The following is a 16,822-nucleotide window of genomic DNA, read 5'->3' as shown; positions in this document are numbered from 1 at the left end:
ATCGATGGCATCGACTTGGTGCATGACGCCACGAAAGTTTCCGGCTGAAAATGAAGCTTGGATCTGGCGCGTGACGGAAGAACGCGAAGCATGACGGCATTAGCCGCGCGCGAATTTAGCCGACGAATATGTTCCTTCGCCACGCCTGCCGCTATGTAATTCAGAGACACAATTGCGCTTGAACTAAGCAAGGTTCTTCGGCTCTTACTTAAGAATTAAGAAGCGCGGAGAATCACATGCTTAAGCCAATTGCATTGTTCGCATTATTCGTACTTGTTGGGTCTCTAGGCGGCTGTGCCGTTGCGCCGGGTTATGGCTATGGCTATGGATATGACGGCTATGGATACGGCGACCCTTACGCAACGGATTATTCGGGGCCGTACTACTCCGGTTATCCGGCGGTTTACGGCGGTGGTGTCTATGTCGGCGGTGGTGGCGGCTGGTACGGCGGCCACTACTATAACCATGGTGCTAACTGGCATGGTTGGAACCACGGGTATGGCGGCTATCACGGCGGCTATGGCCACGGTGGCGGCTACGGGCATGGCGGTGGTGGCGGACAGTGGCAGGGCGGTGGCGGGCACGTCGGCGGCGGAGGGCACGGCGGTGGCCGCGGCTAAGAATGGGGCCAATCACGTGGCCGTTAGCCTGATGTGACAGCGTCTGATGCGTGCTGCTTGCCGGACGCTTTGTCAGTAATCAAACATCCAGCGAACCTGCGTGGCTTGACTGCGTCAGGCGTTCATGCCAAAACACAGCAAGCGGAGCGAGCGTTAGCGTCGCACCGCATGCTGCGCATTCCGGTAAAGCTTCTCTGCTGTTCTCAGAGGCCCGGTCAAATTTCCAGACCGGGTCGTAGTTGAACGACGCCAAACGGAAATCAAAGTATTCAAACCCGGCGAGCCCTTCGGTTATCAACGAAGGGCTCTTTGGTTTTTCGTTAAACCGCAGGCGTAACCGCTACCGTCGATGCAGAATCCTGGCTAGCCGCCGGCGTCTTGCTAGCGGCGGTTGCTGACTTCTTCGCCAACACGCGTTTCATGGGCGTTTTCTTGGCGGCTGCTTTTTTCGCGGGGACATTCGCTACAGTCGCACTCTTGGCCGACGCTTTCTTGGCGGCAATTTTCTTTGCCGGCGCCTTTGCGCTTAGCGTCTTAGCCGTCGCTTTTTTGACCGTCACTTTCTTTGACGCCTTCTTGCTGGCAGGTTTTGTCGTGCTTGCGACAAGGGCATGGCTATCGCTGTGGCCATCGATCAGGAATTTCGTACGGTCCCGGACGTCCTTGATCCAAAGCGGCGGGCGTGCCCAGCCACTCCACGTTTCACCGGTCTTGGGATTGCGATACTTGGCGGGCAGCTTTGGCTTTGCCGCCGCTTTGACCTTGGCGCCACGCTTGGACGTTTTGCCCGCAGGCCGCCCGCGCGGCTTCTTCGTGGATGAATGCGCGTCAATATCAGCGGTGGTCAGTCCATGCTGTTCCATGAGCTTGCGGATGTCGTCGAGCACGGATTGCGCGCGCTTGGCGATCATTACTTCCGCTTGCGCCTGCAGCTTTTTCAGCTTGGCTTGAATCTGTTCCAGAGTCGGCATTATGGTTTCCTTAAGAGTGATTGCCCGCACTATGCCATGCGTTCTCTGATTTCGGAAGCGGGTAATAGAGCTTGGCATTAAAGGCACGCGTCTCTTAATACAGTTTGTTTCAATCCGTGACAAAAAGACCAAGCTTTTAGGCCTCGCGCGTTGAATGCTTAGGGTTAGATTCGCTCGGCTTGCAGCGCATTAAAAATGGGAGAAGCGCGGGGCTTTAACACTCTGCGCTGCGTTATGCCGCCGCACGATTCCGGCATTGGTCAGGCGCGGATGTAAATGCGCAGGATATCGATGAAGGTTTGTGAAACGCGGGACAACGACCTATTGATCGCGCGGGTAGTGAAGGGGGAGAACGTCCGGCTGCCATGATTGCCCTAAGGACGAGCCGAACGCGTAGAGAAGTAAGAGGTGCCTTGATCAGAGAGGTGCTGCTTAACGGCGTTGATAACGGCCTTGATCTGTTCGACCGGCAAGCTGCAAATGCTTTGTCGCGCAGGAGGATCCTGCGAACGCTCGCTGGCGATCTCTAATACCGATGAGGCGGCGGTCGATGGCGCGGCGGCGGGCGATGATGATGGTGTCTCGGCGGCGGCAACGGACGGCAGCGCCGCACATAATGACCATGGACCCAGACGCGCCGGCATTCCTGCCGCGGCCGGGCGTCAGCCACCGTGGGTACGGCGGCGCTCGCTGCAGCGGTCAACAGGACGACCGCGAAAAATCTTCGCATACGTGCTCCACAAAAATAGGAACAGAATCATTGACTCGCCGATGCACTATCCGGCAATAAAAACGCGCGTGTGATTTCACCCCGAGACTGGCGTCCCAGGCAAAACACGGCACCTTGCTACTTCTTCGGGGTCTTCGAAACCTTTGCCGCGGCTTTGACTGCTGGCTTCTTGGCGGGTTTCTCTCCAGCCTCGGCGATTGCTTTTGGCTTGGCCGCGGACTTCACGGACTTGGGCTTTTTCGGCGCTATGTCGGTGTCGGCAGTCTCGGATTTGGCTGCCGTCCTGGTCGCCGTCTTGCGCGCAACCTTGGCGCTGGTTTTTGCGTCAGCTTTGGACTTGGCCTTTGGCGTTTTGACGCTATCCTCGCCGGCAAGCGTCGCTTTCGACTTCGTCTTGACCGGCTTCTTTGCGGGCTGCGCGGCAACCGTGTCCGTTTCGTTTGCTTCATGGGGCGGTATGACGGGGGCAAGCGCTTGTTCTAGCAAGACGCGTGCTTTCTCCCAATGCTCCGTAGACCGTCCTTCTGGACGACCGTCCGCTTCCCATAGATGGTATGCCTGCAAACGAAGCTTTTCTTCCAAAGATTTGTTGTGCATTCCATTAACCATTTCGCGTATTCGAGCGTTCATGTTACAGGAGCGTTGCTCCGCTTGTGAACGGGCGGAGGGCGCATTGAGCGCGCTGCTTGAGCGTGGAACTCAATCTGGGCACGACGCGCGGTCAGATCTTGCCACGCTATAAAAATGTCTTTTTTCCCGTGCTAGGATGTCTCGCGGATAAGTTTGAGGTATCGCGATGACAACCTTATATGACACCTTGTCCATCCCGGAAAATGCGACGGCTGAAGAGATAAAACGGGCTTACCGGAAGGCGGTGATGCGTTGGCATCCGGATCGCAATGCGGGTCAGGAGCAGGCTGCGCGAGCCGCATTTCTCGACATTCGAAATGCTTACGCAATTCTGTCCGATCCCGCGCAAAGGCAGGTCTACGACTCCGTTTTTGCTGAGGAAATGAAGCGGCAGGAAGCGCAGCGACTGCGTGAGGAACAGGAGCAGGCTGAACGCGACGCCGCGGTGCGCGCCGCGCAGGAAGCGGAGTATGCCGGCCGCGTCGCGCTCGCGATGCGCTTCGCGACGCAGGGCTATAACCGCGACGTCGTCCGCGGTGTGTTGCTAGCCCACGATTGCAGCGACGACCTTGCATGCCGTATCGCCGATAGCGCCCTTGCGCTGCACGCATCCAGGCAGTCCGACGCTGAATCGGCGGAGCCAGAAGAGGTAGCTCCCGATACACACGGCGCGCCCGGCACGCACACCGCACAGCAAGAAGAGGACCCGGCGCCTACTGATCGCGTGCGTTCGTTTTCCGATATCTGGCTGCCCTTCTGGAACGTGCTGCGATCATGACCGCTCGCGCCCGGCAGGTCGTAGTCTTGCTACCTACCTCCTCTGAATCGGATCTGTCGGAGCCCCTCAAAATTCATCTTAAGCTTAAGCGACGCTGTGCCGCCCTGACTCGGGGCAGGACCCTTTCATGTCCGCGCTCCACGCCAAACGAGACAGGCGAACGGTATCGGCGCAATAACGGTGTCGCAGGAACATACTCGCCATTCAAACCAGCATCATGCAGGCAATACGGCGAGATTCAACACCGCTTCTAGCCTCGCGGGAACAGTCTTAAAATCTGCTGAAAGGAAAGTACGGCCCGGAGACGTCGATGGAGCATGCCTACTTCAAATTGCTGCATCTGCTTTCGGGCCATCCTGAATGGGCGCTCACGGTCGTATTGCTTGCAGCATTTTTCGAATCCATTGCATTTATCGGCACGTTTGTTCCGGGCAGCACCGCCATGTTCGTGGCAGGCGCGCTGGTCGGTACCGGTTCGCTCAACCTCGGCTGGGTATTCGCCTGCGCCCTCGTGGGGGCCGTGGCAGGCGATGCTGCAAGCTACTGGTTCGGCTGCAGCCACAAGGAAACCATCGCGAAGCTGTGGCCGTTCCGCGCGCACCCCGGCATGCTGACGGCGGGGCAGCGCTACTTCGAGGCGCACGGGGTAAAAAGCGTGATCTTCGCGCGCTTTATTGCGCCGCTGCGCGCGGTCGTTCCCGTCGTGGCGGGCATGATGGGGATGCGGCCCCTGCGGTTCCTGATGATCAACATCATCTCGGCGCTTGTCTGGGCGCCCGTGCATATTCTTCCGGGCGTTGTCTTCGGGGCATCGATCGAACTGGCGGGCGCCGTGTCCTTCCGGCTCGTCGCGGTGCTTGCCATCCTGGTTGCCGCGACCTGGCTGACCTTCAGGCTGACGAGTCTCGTCGTGTCGCACGCACGGGCGTGGACGGACTCCTCGCGCAGAAACCTGCTGCTTTGGGCGCGTCATCACCCTGGCGCAATTGGCCGGGTAGTGCTCGGTATCCTTGACCCCAAGCATCAGGCCGCCGCGCTTATCGCGGTGATCTCGGTGCTGCTGCTTGCTTCAGCCACCGTGTTCTTTTCCACGCTCCACGGCGTCTCGCGCGGCGACCCGCTGGTTCAAGTCGATGTGTCGGTTTATCGCTTCCTGCAATCGTTCCGATCGTCATGGGGCGACGCCGTCCTGGCGGTGCTCGCCACGCTGGGCAGCGTGCCGACACTCGCCGCTCTAACGGCGTTGGTCGTCGTATGGATGACGTTTGAACGCCGCTGGCGCACGGTTGCTTACTGGCTGACCGCCGTCGTGTTTTCCCAGCTATTGATCCTGGCAATCCAGATCACGATCCAGCGCCCGCTTCCGGGCGCGGTAGCGTCCAGCTTGCGTGGATTCCCGAGCAATCACGTTGCTGCCAGTGTCGTGATCTACGGCTTTCTCTCGTTCTTGCTGGCGCGCCGGGTGGGGGCAGTGGCGAGGGTATTCGTCGCGATGGCGACCATCGCCGTGCTGGTTTCGGTTGCGTTCTCGGGCCTTTATTTCGGGCACTTCACTTTCTCCGATGCGGTCGGCGGCGCCGCACTTGCCGCTACCTGGGTCTTTCTCGTCGCGCTTACCGCCGTGTGGCGATACCCCGCGAAACCGGCGCCCCGCGCCATGATGCCGCTCACCGTCCTCGTGGTTGTATGCGCGAGCGTCACGTTGCAGCTCAGGACGAGCCTTGACGCGATGGCGGTCGAAGCGACGCCGCCGGTTATCGTGGTGACGCCGTTGCAATGGATGGATACCGTGTGGCGGACCTTTTCTTGCTATCGCTCAAGCATGGACGGCGACCGGCTTGAACCTATCACCATTCAATGGACCGCAACGTCGGGAGAGATCAGGGCTCAATTGGAGCGTCGCGGGTGGACGGAAGGGACGCATTTATCGGCGCATAGCATCTTGTCTCTCGTTTCTCCAGACGTGGCGGCTACGGCGCTTCCCGTGTTGCCGAGGTTGAACAATGGCGAACCATCGGTGCTGGTTTTCACGCGGGCTCACATGAGCGCGGACGAGCGCGACGTCTTGCGATTCTGGCCGACGCAGTACGCGGTGACGCATCGGGGCGGATTGCCCCCCACGCCTATCTGGCTCGGCTCGCTCGTCCACGAACGGTTGCTGCGGCCGTCATGGCCGTTCAATGTGTTGCGGCCGGACAAGCGGATCGAGCCGATGATCGCAGCCCACGGGGAAGAATCGCCGTGGCGAGGCCTGGAGGTGGCGAGCAGCGCAGGCTGCGGTGGTATCCCGGTGACGCTGGTGGCATCCGAGGGGCAATGAGTCATTAAGCGATGAAATGAGATGTCGATTCTGCACTCATCTAGCGATGAGCTTTAAACGCACTGAAACACAAGCGGCGGCCGGACGATACCGAACGCTTCAGGAGGCGAGTACTTGATACAAATTCCACCCTCGGCAATTGAGAACTGGGGAAGTGCGGCAGTCTTTGTCAATGTGCTGGTCACGCGGCTGGGTGTGCCGCTGCCGGCTATCCCTGTGCTCGTCTTCGCCGGCTCCGCGATTGCCGGCGGGAGCCTGGTTTTTTCTCACGTGTTGTGCGCGGCGGTAGTCGCTGCATTGCTTGGCGATGGTGTTTGGTTTTTCGCGGGGCGCATCTATGGCCGGCGCCTGACCGATTTTCTCGGACGTATGTCGTTATCGCTCGATGCAAGCGTGCGTACCACGCGTGCCTTGTTCGAACGTTTTGGCGTGGCGATCGTGGCGGTGTCGAAGTTCGTTCCCGGCCTTGCGCTCATTACGCCGCCGCTGATGGGCACCACGCTGATCGCGCCGGTCGTTTTTGTCGCGTGGGACGCGTTGGGCACGGTGGCCTGGGCTTCGTTCTGGTTGCTCGGCGGCGCGTTGTTCGAGCGGCAACTCGGGTTGTTGCTGAGTGTGCTCAGGCCTCACGGGGGATCGATACTCGACGTGCTGTTCACCGCTGCCGTTCTTTATCTGACGTATCGGTACCTGTTGCGCTGGCGTTTCAGGAAGTGGCTGAGCAGCAGGATCGTCTCGCCCGAGCGGCTCAACCGGATGATGCGCTCAAGCACGCCGCCTTTGGTTCTCGATGCGCGTCCCGTTTCGGTCCGGCGCGACGAGTCGTATCGAATCCCGGGGGCGTTGCTGCTTGATGTTGAATCGCTGGAGACCATGGATGCGAATCTTTCGGCGAGCAACATTGTTGTGTACGGGATGCATCCGAATGATGCGACCGTCAGGAAGGTTCGCAAGCAGTTGCTCGGGAAGAACGTGGTAAACGTTCGCGTCTTATACGGCGGCCTGGACGAGTGGGTGCGCCGCGGATATGCAGTCGAGCCGTTGCCGCCGGAGTTGAACCTCTTCACTGCATCGATGGCGCGGTTTTAGTGCGTCGCTCGTTTGGATCGGTCCGTGTGCGGCTTCCGCGAGCGCATGTACGCACATTTGTATGCCTGCTTTAGTAGGGATGCGCGTCGCGAAATCTCGTGGCTAAATGAGCCTAACGATTCGAACAAAAAAGTCCTAAGCTAACCGAAGCAAATAAAACAACGGCCGTGCCGCATACAAACGTTTGCGTGGCCGCTATCGGAATTCCAAGGGATCAGACGGGGACAAGCTGACACTGAAGTTCAGCAGAGGTAGCCGGTGAAAACGCGATGGGATGGAATAACGGGGGCGTTCAACCGGTAAGTTAAAAGAAGCGGCAAGTGAAAAGAAGCGAATTAAATAGTTAACGAGGGGAGAGGTGGCGTGCCGGCGGCTAGGCGTGGCGAGACGCCTGGTCGTCGGATGCGCTGCGATTTTTTGTTTAAAGGTTTTTGGGGGATTGGGGTTCGTTCGCACTCGGGGGGCGGTTCTCGGGTTAGTGGTCGGGGTTTATGCCGGGTTGCTGCTTTCAGCGTTAGTGGTCTGCGAGAGTCGGATTTTCTCTTTATCACTATTAGCCACTGTGCGTGGCGGCACGTCATTTCTTTGTCCAAAGCGACAAAGAAACGAAGCAAAGAAAACGCTTTTAAAATACGCTACCCTAAGTGTCCACAGCGTGCAGTTTTGATTCATAGGTGCCCCAAAAGCACGGTGCTCGCCAGAGCGGAGGATGTGTGAACCCCTCCTTCTCGCGAATCCTGACATGAACACGCTTCGCCACCAGTGCTCTCGGGCAAGCACGATTTGTCTACGGATTCGAGCAGCCCTATGCGTTCTGGCTGTTGAGTTTATTCGTGAGTCGGTTGCTTGTTCTGCGCCGTTATCGTGGTGGGCTACATGACCGGGGCATATTTGAGGCTTCATCTTTTTGTAGGTTGATTGCGTGGCCTGCATATTATTTTTGTTCGTTAGGGCCTCACGCATCTTCGTGACCTCGTTTCTTGGTGGGTTGGCGACGTGGTTCGACGTGCGTACTGATTTCGTGGATGGTTCTCCGCGGATAGCGCGGGGTGCTCCTTGGGCAGGTTCAATCACTGGTGGCGAAGCGTGTGGGTATCGGTGTTCGGAGAAGGAGGGTTTCACACATCCGTGGCTCTGGCGAGCACCGTGCTTTTGGGGCACCTATGAATAGAAACTGCACGCTGTGGACACTTAGGGTAGAGCGGTTAAAGCGTTTTCTTTGCTTCGTTTCTTTGTCGCTTTGGACAAAGAAATGACGTGCCGCCACGCACAGTGGCTAATAGTGATAAAGAGAAAATCCGACTCAGGCAGACCACTAAGGCCGAAAGCACCAACCCGGCACTGACCCCGACCGCTAACCCAGAACCGACCAACCCGGCACCGCCCCCGACCACTAACACCAAAACCACCACCCCAGTCCCCACCGAGTGCGAACGAAACCCAAGGCCGCGATTCAACTCCCCGCTACTCCCGGCTCCCAATACACATTTAGCCCCATTAACTCGGTCAGCGTTTGCGCCGCCGCTTTCATCCGTTCCCCCACCTCGCTCATGGCAGGTACCGGCGCTTGATCAATGCGTTCTATGAACGGCGTGGTCAGTGAAGCAATCGCATGTCCGTTCCGTCCAAACACGGGGTAGGCGAGATTCTTGACGCCCCTGACCTGACGGCTAGCCATGCGCGCATGTCCACGTTCCTTAATCCGCGTCAGATCCGCGGCAAGCTGTTTCGCATCGACCGGAAGTTCGCCATCGACCGGGACGTGCAGCTTAAGCATCCGCTTGCGTTCCAGTTCTTCCTGGAACGCCATCAGCACTTGTCCCGAAGCGGTATCGGTCATACCGATCAGCGTGCCCACCTTCAACGAAAAGCCCCAGCGTTCAGGACTCTCGACCCCCGCGACAATCAACACGCGCCCGTCCTGGTACACGCACAGGTGGAACGACTGACGGACGTCGTTGGCCAGTTGCGTCATTAACGGCAGCGCGGTGGTCACCAGCGATCGCACTGGCTGATGCCGATGCGCAAGCTGGAACAGCAACAACGACAACACATACCGGTCACCTATCGCCAGCAGATATCCGCGCGTCTCCAACGTGACGACCATGCGAAAAATCTCTGCGGTCGTACGCCCGAGCGTCTTCCCCAGGTCAGCCAGTGACAAGCCCTCCGGATGACTCGCCAGCAGCTCGATGATGTCCAGCCCCTTTTCGAGCGCTGGCGCCGAATATCGCGTGTTGTCCAAAATCTCTCCTTGCTCTCAAGCCAGATGTCCGTCTTCAACCGGCCTCAACGTGACGAGATCCGGCAACCGCATGGCGTGATTGTAGATCGTCGAACCCTCGCGTTTGACGCCATCATCGATGGAAAACGAGGGCATGGGGTTATCGGGAAAACACTGATGAAAATTCATGTATGAAATAACGTTTTATCTTTAAAATGATCTGCATCGGTGAAAAAGTGGTCTGCAAGAGGTACGAGACACGAGATCCGCAACGCGGAGTGATTCGCATGGGACCAGAGTAAGGCGTATGGGACCGGAGTTAGCGCTGAAGCGCTAACTCTGGCCGACACGCCAACTCTGATCGACAAAGGGGACGCTGATGGCTGAAGTGGCATTCAAACAGGTGCAGAAATCGTTCGGCGCCGTACAGGTGTTGAAGCAGATCGACCTGACCGTGGCCGACGGCGAGTTCCTCGTACTCGTGGGACCGAGCGGGTGCGGCAAGTCGACATTGCTGCGTGCGCTGGCGGGACTGGAAGGCGTGACGCACGGACGGATTCTGATCGACGGCCGCGTGGTCAACGACTTGCCGCCGAAGGACCGGGACATCGCGATGGTGTTCCAGAACTACGCGCTGTATCCGCACATGAGCGTGCTGGAGAACCTTACGTTCGCGCTGAAATTGCGCGACCTGAAGCCCGATGAAATCGCGGCACGGGCGAATCAGGCGGCGACCATCCTCGGACTCCAGGACTTGCTCGGCCGATATCCGCGCCACCTGTCCGGCGGTCAGCGCCAACGCGTGGCAATGGGACGCGCGATCGTGCGTGACCCGAAGGTGTTCCTCTTCGACGAGCCGTTGTCGAACCTCGACGCGAAGCTACGCGTGCAAATGCGCGCGGAGATCAAGGCGCTGCACCAGCGCTTGCGCGCAACGACGGTCTACGTGACGCACGATCAGATTGAAGCGATGACGATGGCGGACCGCATCGTCGTGTTGAACGGCGGCGTGATCGAGCAGATTGGTGCGCCGCTCGAACTCTACGATGACCCCGACAACCTGTTTGTCGCGAGTTTTATCGGCTCGCCTTCCATGAATCTCTTTAGCGGCCGCTACGAGTTGCAAAACGATGGCGCGCGGGTTCGCATTGGCGACTTCTCGATACAAGTGCCCGTGGTGAACGCTAAAGACGGCCAAGAGGTAACGGTCGGCGTGCGGCCCGAGCATCTTGTGGTGACGCAGACGGGTGGCATTCCATTCAACGTCGATGTAGTCGAACCGACCGGCGCGTCCACCGAGTTATTCGGCACGGTCGCGGGACAGCGCTGTTGCGTCATCGTGAACGGCCGTTTGTTGCTGCGTCCGGAACAGGGCATCCGCCTTGAGGCCGAGCTTGCGAACACACTCGTCTTCGATACAAACACCAGCCGCAGGCTGCGCTAGAACAAACCAAACACAAGCCGTATCGCCCGACGTCACGGCACATAACAAAGGAGATGAATCATGGTTAGGGATTCGATGAAAACCGGCCTCAAGATCGCCGTGTCGGTACTGGCCTTGGCGGGTCTAGTGGCCACGACCGCGGCACGCGCCGATAACGAATACAAGGGCTATACGCTACGCGTCAAATTGATCGGCGGCGTGCAATATGAAGCGCTGTATACGCGGATTCCACTATGGGAAAAAGAGACCGGCGCGAAGGTCGAGATCGTCTCGCGCAAGAGTCATTTCGAACTGGATCGTGAGTTGAAGCAGGACATTGCTTCGCAGCATATCGACTATTGCGTGTCGTCGAATCATACGAATTTTTCCGCGCAATATCCCATCTTCCGCGACCTCAAGGGTTTGTTCCCGCCAAGCTATCTCGCCGCGTTCGCGCCTGCTTTGCTGAAGCAGTCCGAGGTGAAGGGGCAGCTTGTCCAGATCCCGCGATCAACGGATATCGAAGCGCTCTATTACAACAAGACCACTTACGCCGATCCGGCGAATCGTGACGCGTACAAGAAGAAATTCGGCGAGGACCTTGCGCCTCCGAAGACCTTCGCCGAGTTCACGCAGCAGGCAACATTCTTCACGAAGGCGCCGAACTTCTACGGCACGCAATTCCCGGGCAAGGATGAAGCACTGACGGGCACGTTCTACTCGTTGCTGGTAGCGAACGGCGGCCAGTTACTCGATGCCAAGATGCAACCCACGTTCAATTCACCGGTAGGGGTGAAGACCCTCGACTGGTTCGTGAATCTGTACAAAGCGGGTGTGGTGCCGAAGGGCGTGCCGAGCTACGTCTGGGACGATCTCGGTAATAACTTCGCCTCGGGCAAGGTGGCGCTCGATCTCGACTGGCCGGGTTTCGCATCGTTCTATAACGATCCGAAAACGTCGAAGCTCGCCGGCAACGTGGGTGTGGTTCGTGCACCGCTGGGCGCGGCCAACAAGCGGCCGGGCTGGTCGGGTTCGCATAGCTTCTCGATCACGAAAGTGTGCGCACGGCCGGAAGTGGCGGCGAGCTTCATCCAGTTCTTGACGAGCAAGGATTCGCAGATGGTCGAAGCGCGCCTCGGCTCGATTCCCTCGCGTATCGATGCACAGCAGGCCATCGTGCAGGAGTTCAAGGCGAAGAATGACCATTTCATGGCGGACGCAGTAGCGACCTTCAGTCAGGCCGCGAAGGAAGACTCGTTCACCCCGCCGCGCGTCGCGCAATGGAATGAGATTTCCAACGCGCTGTGGCCGGAATTGCAGAAGGCGATCATCGGCGACGAAACCTCGCAGCAGGCGCTCGACAACGCGGCGAAGAAGGTCGCGGACATCATGCAGGACGCGGCCGACAACCAGTAACCAGCGATCAACAATGCAATCCAACACGCCTTACTCGATCGGCAGCGAGCCAGCTCTCGCCACACCGCGCAGACGCATACCGCTGCCGATCAAGCTCTTGATGCCCGCGTTCCTGGCGGTCGGGATCGTGGTGATCCTGCCGCTGTTGTTCTCGTTCTATACGAGCTTCACGGCGTATCGGTTGACCGACCCTGACACGCTTTCGCACTGGATCGGCTGGCGTAACTACGAACGTGCGTTTGCGAATGGCGACTTCTGGGCCGCGTTCGGCCGCACGATCCTGTTCCTCACCATTGCGCTGAATCTTGAACTGCTGCTGGGTCTTGGCGTGGCGTTGCTGCTCAATCAGGTGACGAGAGGCCAGCGCGCGTTACGCACGGTGATGATGTTCCCGATGATGTTCTCGCCCGTGCTCGTCGGCTTCCAGTTCAAGTTCATGCTCAACGACAGCACGGGTATTGTGAACAACCTGATGCAGACGCTATTCGGCGCGAAGTCGGCGTTCCCGTTTCTCGTCAATGCCAACTCCGCGCTTGCGTCGCTGATTGCGGCTGAGGTATGGAACTCGACGCCGATCTTCGCGGTGATCCTGCTCGCCGGTTTGATGGCGCTGCCGAAAGATCCGATAGAAGCATCGAAGGTGGATGGCTGCACCTCATGGCAGACCTTCCGCTACGTCACGCTGCCGTACCTGATGCCGTTTATCTATATCTCCATGACGATCCGTTCGCTCGATGTCGGCCGGGCCTACGACATCGTGCGGATCATGACGAACGGCGGTCCGGGCGGACGCACGGAATTGCTCTGGACGATGGTCGGACGCATTGCCTACGATGACTCGCGCATGGGTTATGCCAATGCGATTGCGTACGTCTCGGTGCTGGTGTCCATTCTCTTCACGCTGTACTTCTTCCGCAAGTTGAGCGGCGCGCGCAAACACATGGGGCCTGCCTGACATCATGAGCGATATGGCAATCAAGGGCGCGTTCGTGCGCAAGTCTGCGCTGTGGTTCGGCGTGTTTATCGTGATGGCGATCATCTGCTTGCCGGGGCTTTGGGTCGTGCTCAACGCGTTCCGTTCGAACGTGGCGATTTTGTCGAATCAATCGCCGCTGGTCGGTGCGAGCTACACGCTTGATAACTTCAGGAGCATGTTCGGGTACGGGCAAATGGCGTCGCTGCCCATCAGCCAGTACTTCGTAAATTCGCTGATTATTTCTTGCGTGAGTACGATCGCTGCGCTTGCCGTTGGCGTGCTTGGCGGTTATGCGTTCGCGCGTTTCGAGTTCAGGCACAAGAAGGTCATGTTCGTGGCGCTGATGCTCACGCGCGCAATTCCGGGCATTGCATTGTCGTTGCCTATTTTTATGCTTTGGGCGTGGACTGGTTTGCTCGATACGCGCATTGGCGTGATCCTCGTTTATCTCGCGATGAATGTACCGTTTACCGTATGGCTCATCGATGGCTTCTTTCGCGAGGTGCCGATCGAGTTGTCGCAGGCGGCGCAGATCGATGGATGCAACCGCTGGCAGGCGTTTTGGCGCATTGAGTTGCCGTTGGCGAAAAGCGGGATTGCATCGGCGGGGATCTTCGCGTTTCTCACTAGCTGGAATGAATTTGCGCTGGCCACGCAATTGTGCCGAAGCCCCGATACGAAGACGCTGCCCGTCGGGCTGATGGACTTTACCGCGCAGTTTTCGGTCGACTGGGCCGGCATGTGCGCGATGGCCGTGATTATTATTATTCCGGCGATCGTGTTGACGTTCATTGTGCAAAAACATCTGATCGCAGGGTTGACGCTGGGTGGGGTGAAAGGGTGAAGGGGAATGGGGTGGGAGTGATGGGGGGCGGTTCTGGTGTTAGTGGGCGGAGTCAATGCCGGGGTGGGCGGTTCTGGGGTTAGTGGTCAGGGTTGATGCCGGGTTGGTGCTTTCGGCGTTAGTGGTCTGCGGGAGTCGGATTCTCTCTTTATCACTATTAGCCACTGTGCGTGGCGGCACGTCATTTCTTTGTCCAAAGCGACAAAGAAACGAAGCAAAGAAAGCGCTTTTAAACCACGCTACCCTAAGTGTCCACAGCGTGCAGTTTGTATTCATAGGTGCCCCAAAAGCACGGTGCTCGCCAGAGCGAAGGATGTTTGAACCCCTCCTTCTCGCGAATCCTGACACGAACACGCTTCGCCCCGTACGCTCTCGGGCAAGCACAATTGCCAATGAACCCGCACGGCCTTACAGATATTTACGGCTGCGGCTTTTTGACAGGTTAGCTACCTGGTCTGTGCGACCGTATTCATTTGGCTAGAGCTTCATGCGTGTTTGTGTTTACTGCTTCAGTTTTTTGTGAATTGGCTGCGCGTTCTGTACAGCTATTTTCGTCGGTTACGGCCGCCCGCATCTTCGCGACCTCGTTTTCAGCAGGGTTGGCGACGTGGTTCGAGGAGCGTACAAATTCGGCGGTCGGTCGTCCGCGGATAGCGCGGGGTGCCCCTTGGGCAGGTTCAATCACTGGTGGCGAAGCGTGTGGGTATCGGTGTTCGGAGAAGGAGGGGTTCAAACATCCTTCGCTCTGGCGAGCACCGTGCTTTTGGGGCACCTATGAATGAAAACTGCACGCTGTGGACACTTAGGGTAGAGCGGTTAAAAGCGTTTTCTTTGCTTCGTTTCTTTGTCGCTTTGGACAAAGAAATGACGTGCCGCCACGCACAGTGGCTAATAGTGATAAAGAGAATATCCGACTCTCGCAGACCGCTAACGCTGAAAGCAGCAACCCGGCATAGACCCCGACCACTAACCCAGAACCGACCAACCCGGCACTGACCCCGACCGCTAACCCCAGAACCGACCAACCCGGCATTGACCCAGACCGCTAGCCCCAGAACCGACCAACCCGGCATAGACCCCGACCGCTAACCCCAGAACCGACCAACCTGGCACTGACCCCGACCCATAGACCCCGAATACCCCCGGGCCCCATACACCCCGGCCCCGGCCTAAACCCCGCCCCGAGTGCGAACGAAAACCAACCAAAAGGGAATCCATCAATGACAACAACCATCGACACCGTCGACATCCACCAGGTCGACCTTCAACCCAAAGTCAAACGCACCGACGCGATCCAGTCGTTCGTGGTACAGGAGACCGTGCTGGTCACGCTCCATTGCAGCGACGGCAGCATAGGCACGGGTTACACCTACACCATCGGCACGGGCGGTTCGTCTATCGTCGCGTTGCTGCACGATCATCTGGCGCCATTACTGATTGGACGCAACCCCGCCGAGTATGAAGCCATCTGGCGCGACCTCTTTTTCCATACGCACGCGACAGCGGTCGGCGCAATCACGAGCCTCGCGCTAGCGGCAATCGATACCGCACTCTGGGACCGCAACACGCGCGTGGCGAACCTGCCGTTGTGGATCGCAGCGGGCGGATCGAAGCCGCGCACACGCACGTATTCCACCGAAGGCGGGTGGTTGCATTTATCGGAGACGGAACTTGTCGATCAAACCTTGCAAGCGCGCGATGCCGGCTTTCATGGCGCGAAGATCAAGGTCGGCCGGCCGCATCTGGCCGAAGATACCCGGCGGCTCACCGCAGTGCGCGACGCAATGGGCGACGACTTCGAGATCATGGTCGACGCGAATCAAGGCTTCACGCTATCCGAAGCCATCCGCCGCGCACATGCGTTTGAACCGTTGCGTCTCGCATGGCTCGAAGAGCCAATGCCCGCTGAAAATATCGCGGCGCATCAGCGGCTTTGCGCAGCGAGTTCGGTGCCAATCGCAGTGGGTGAATCGATGTATCACCCCGCGCAATTCGCCGAGTATCTGAAGGCGGATGCGTGCTCGATCGTTCAGGCCGATGTCGCGCGTGTGGGCGGAATCACGCCATGGCTGAAAGTGGCGCACCTCGCCGAGACGATGAACGTGTCCATCTGCCCGCACTTCCTGATGGAGTTGCACGTGAGTTTGTGCGCGGCCGTGCCGAACGCGACGTGGCTCGAATACATCCCGCAACTCGACGCGTTGACCGGCAAGCAGGTTCAGATCGAGCAGGGTTATGCGGTCGCGCCGATGGAGCCGGGGATTGGTATCGACTGGGATTGGGATGCGATTCAGGCGACGCAGCGCACGCATGTTTGCGTCGATGCCCGCGCGGCAGCTTAAGCCATGAGCACGACGTTCATGCGCCATTGCCTGTCGCTTGATCTGCGCAATGACCCGGATGTCATCGCGCAATACGACCGCTGTCACGAGGCCGTCTGGCCCGAAGTGCTGGATGCGCTGCGAGCGTCTGGCATCATCGATATGACGATCTGGCGGCGCGACACGCGGCTGGTCATGTTGATTGAAACGGAGCCGGACTTCAGCTTCGATAAACTCGTTGCTGGCGCGGATGTTCATCCGCGCGTGACTGAGTGGAATGTGTTGATGGCAAGCTTTCAATGTCCGTTGCCGGGTGCGACGAGCGCCGAATGGCAACCGATGAAACTCGCGTTCAATATGCAGGCGCAAATGAAGAATTATGAAAGCTGAGCGTCTGATCGCGCTCGATCAGACAATACGCACGATCACGGAAAACACCCAGACCGCGATACCGACGCCGCCGACCAGGCATACGGCGAC

General features: G+C 58.5%; 13 protein-coding genes. 10 read left to right on the top strand and 3 right to left on the bottom strand.

Annotated features, from left to right (window positions below; translation table 11 throughout):
• Nucleotides 1-236 precede the first annotated feature (236 nt).
• A complete protein-coding gene (locus ACSQ8V_RS17290) occupies nt 237-620 on the top strand; it encodes a hypothetical protein (protein ID WP_436206431.1) in 384 nt (127 codons plus the stop codon).
• 320 nt (nt 621-940) lie between these two features.
• Here the strand turns inward: ACSQ8V_RS17290 and ACSQ8V_RS17285 are convergent, their stop codons facing one another.
• Both ACSQ8V_RS17285 and ACSQ8V_RS17280 read right to left on the bottom strand, forming a co-directional pair.
• The gene (locus ACSQ8V_RS17285) at nt 941-1,723 is read right to left on the bottom strand and encodes an H-NS histone family protein (protein ID WP_436206430.1); all 783 of its coding nucleotides are present in this window, start codon (nt 1,721-1,723) and stop codon (nt 941-943) included.
• 715 nt (nt 1,724-2,438) lie between these two features.
• Complete coding sequence (locus tag ACSQ8V_RS17280) at nt 2,439-2,918, bottom strand: DUF2934 domain-containing protein (RefSeq protein ID WP_436206429.1); 480 nt, start codon at nt 2,916-2,918, stop codon at nt 2,439-2,441.
• 199 nt (nt 2,919-3,117) lie between these two features.
• Here ACSQ8V_RS17280 and ACSQ8V_RS17275 point away from each other — a divergent pair, with 199 nt between their 5' ends.
• From ACSQ8V_RS17275 to ACSQ8V_RS17265, 3 genes are all read left to right on the top strand, one after another.
• Nucleotides 3,118-3,729 (top strand): J domain-containing protein, encoded by a 612-nt coding sequence (locus ACSQ8V_RS17275; RefSeq protein ID WP_436206428.1) that lies wholly within the window; start codon nt 3,118-3,120, stop codon nt 3,727-3,729.
• 310 nt (nt 3,730-4,039) lie between these two features.
• Nucleotides 4,040-6,049 (top strand): VTT domain-containing protein, encoded by a 2,010-nt coding sequence (locus tag ACSQ8V_RS17270; protein ID WP_436206427.1) that lies wholly within the window; start codon nt 4,040-4,042, stop codon nt 6,047-6,049.
• Nucleotides 6,050-6,163: 114 nt separating this feature from the next.
• Complete coding sequence (locus ACSQ8V_RS17265) at nt 6,164-7,138, top strand: VTT domain-containing protein (RefSeq protein WP_436206426.1); 975 nt, start codon at nt 6,164-6,166, stop codon at nt 7,136-7,138.
• Nucleotides 7,139-8,591: 1,453 nt separating this feature from the next.
• Here ACSQ8V_RS17265 and ACSQ8V_RS17260 read toward each other — a convergent pair.
• Nucleotides 8,592-9,383, bottom strand: coding sequence for an IclR family transcriptional regulator (locus ACSQ8V_RS17260; protein ID WP_436206425.1), 792 nt, complete (start codon nt 9,381-9,383; stop codon nt 8,592-8,594).
• 358 nt (nt 9,384-9,741) lie between these two features.
• Between ACSQ8V_RS17260 and ACSQ8V_RS17255 the strand changes: the two genes are divergently transcribed.
• From ACSQ8V_RS17255 to ACSQ8V_RS17230, 6 genes are all read left to right on the top strand, one after another.
• Nucleotides 9,742-10,806 carry an ABC transporter ATP-binding protein gene (locus ACSQ8V_RS17255; RefSeq protein WP_436206424.1) on the top strand — a complete coding sequence of 355 codons (1,065 nt, stop codon included), beginning with the start codon at nt 9,742-9,744 and terminating at the stop codon, nt 10,804-10,806.
• Between the two features lie 60 nt (nt 10,807-10,866).
• Nucleotides 10,867-12,201, top strand: a complete 1,335-nt coding sequence (locus ACSQ8V_RS17250) for an ABC transporter substrate-binding protein (protein ID WP_213768247.1) — start codon at nt 10,867-10,869, stop codon at nt 12,199-12,201.
• A gap of 100 nt (nt 12,202-12,301) precedes the next feature.
• Entirely contained in the window at nt 12,302-13,156 is an 855-nt protein-coding gene (locus tag ACSQ8V_RS17245; RefSeq protein WP_346730647.1) for a carbohydrate ABC transporter permease, read from the top strand.
• A gap of 4 nt (nt 13,157-13,160) precedes the next feature.
• On the top strand, nt 13,161-14,021 hold the full coding sequence (locus ACSQ8V_RS17240) for a carbohydrate ABC transporter permease (protein ID WP_213768249.1): 861 nt from the start codon (nt 13,161-13,163) through the stop codon (nt 14,019-14,021).
• Nucleotides 14,022-15,241: 1,220 nt separating this feature from the next.
• Nucleotides 15,242-16,363 (top strand): mandelate racemase/muconate lactonizing enzyme family protein, encoded by a 1,122-nt coding sequence (locus tag ACSQ8V_RS17235; protein WP_436206423.1) that lies wholly within the window; start codon nt 15,242-15,244, stop codon nt 16,361-16,363.
• 3 nt (nt 16,364-16,366) lie between these two features.
• Nucleotides 16,367-16,732, top strand: a complete 366-nt coding sequence (locus ACSQ8V_RS17230; RefSeq protein WP_436206422.1) for an L-rhamnose mutarotase — start codon at nt 16,367-16,369, stop codon at nt 16,730-16,732.
• Nucleotides 16,733-16,822: the final 90 nt, after the last annotated feature.

Source organism: Caballeronia sp. LjRoot31, from assembly GCF_964253885.1.
Classification (GTDB): domain Bacteria; phylum Pseudomonadota; class Gammaproteobacteria; order Burkholderiales; family Burkholderiaceae; genus Caballeronia.
This window is presented reverse-complemented; position numbering and strand designations above follow the sequence as displayed.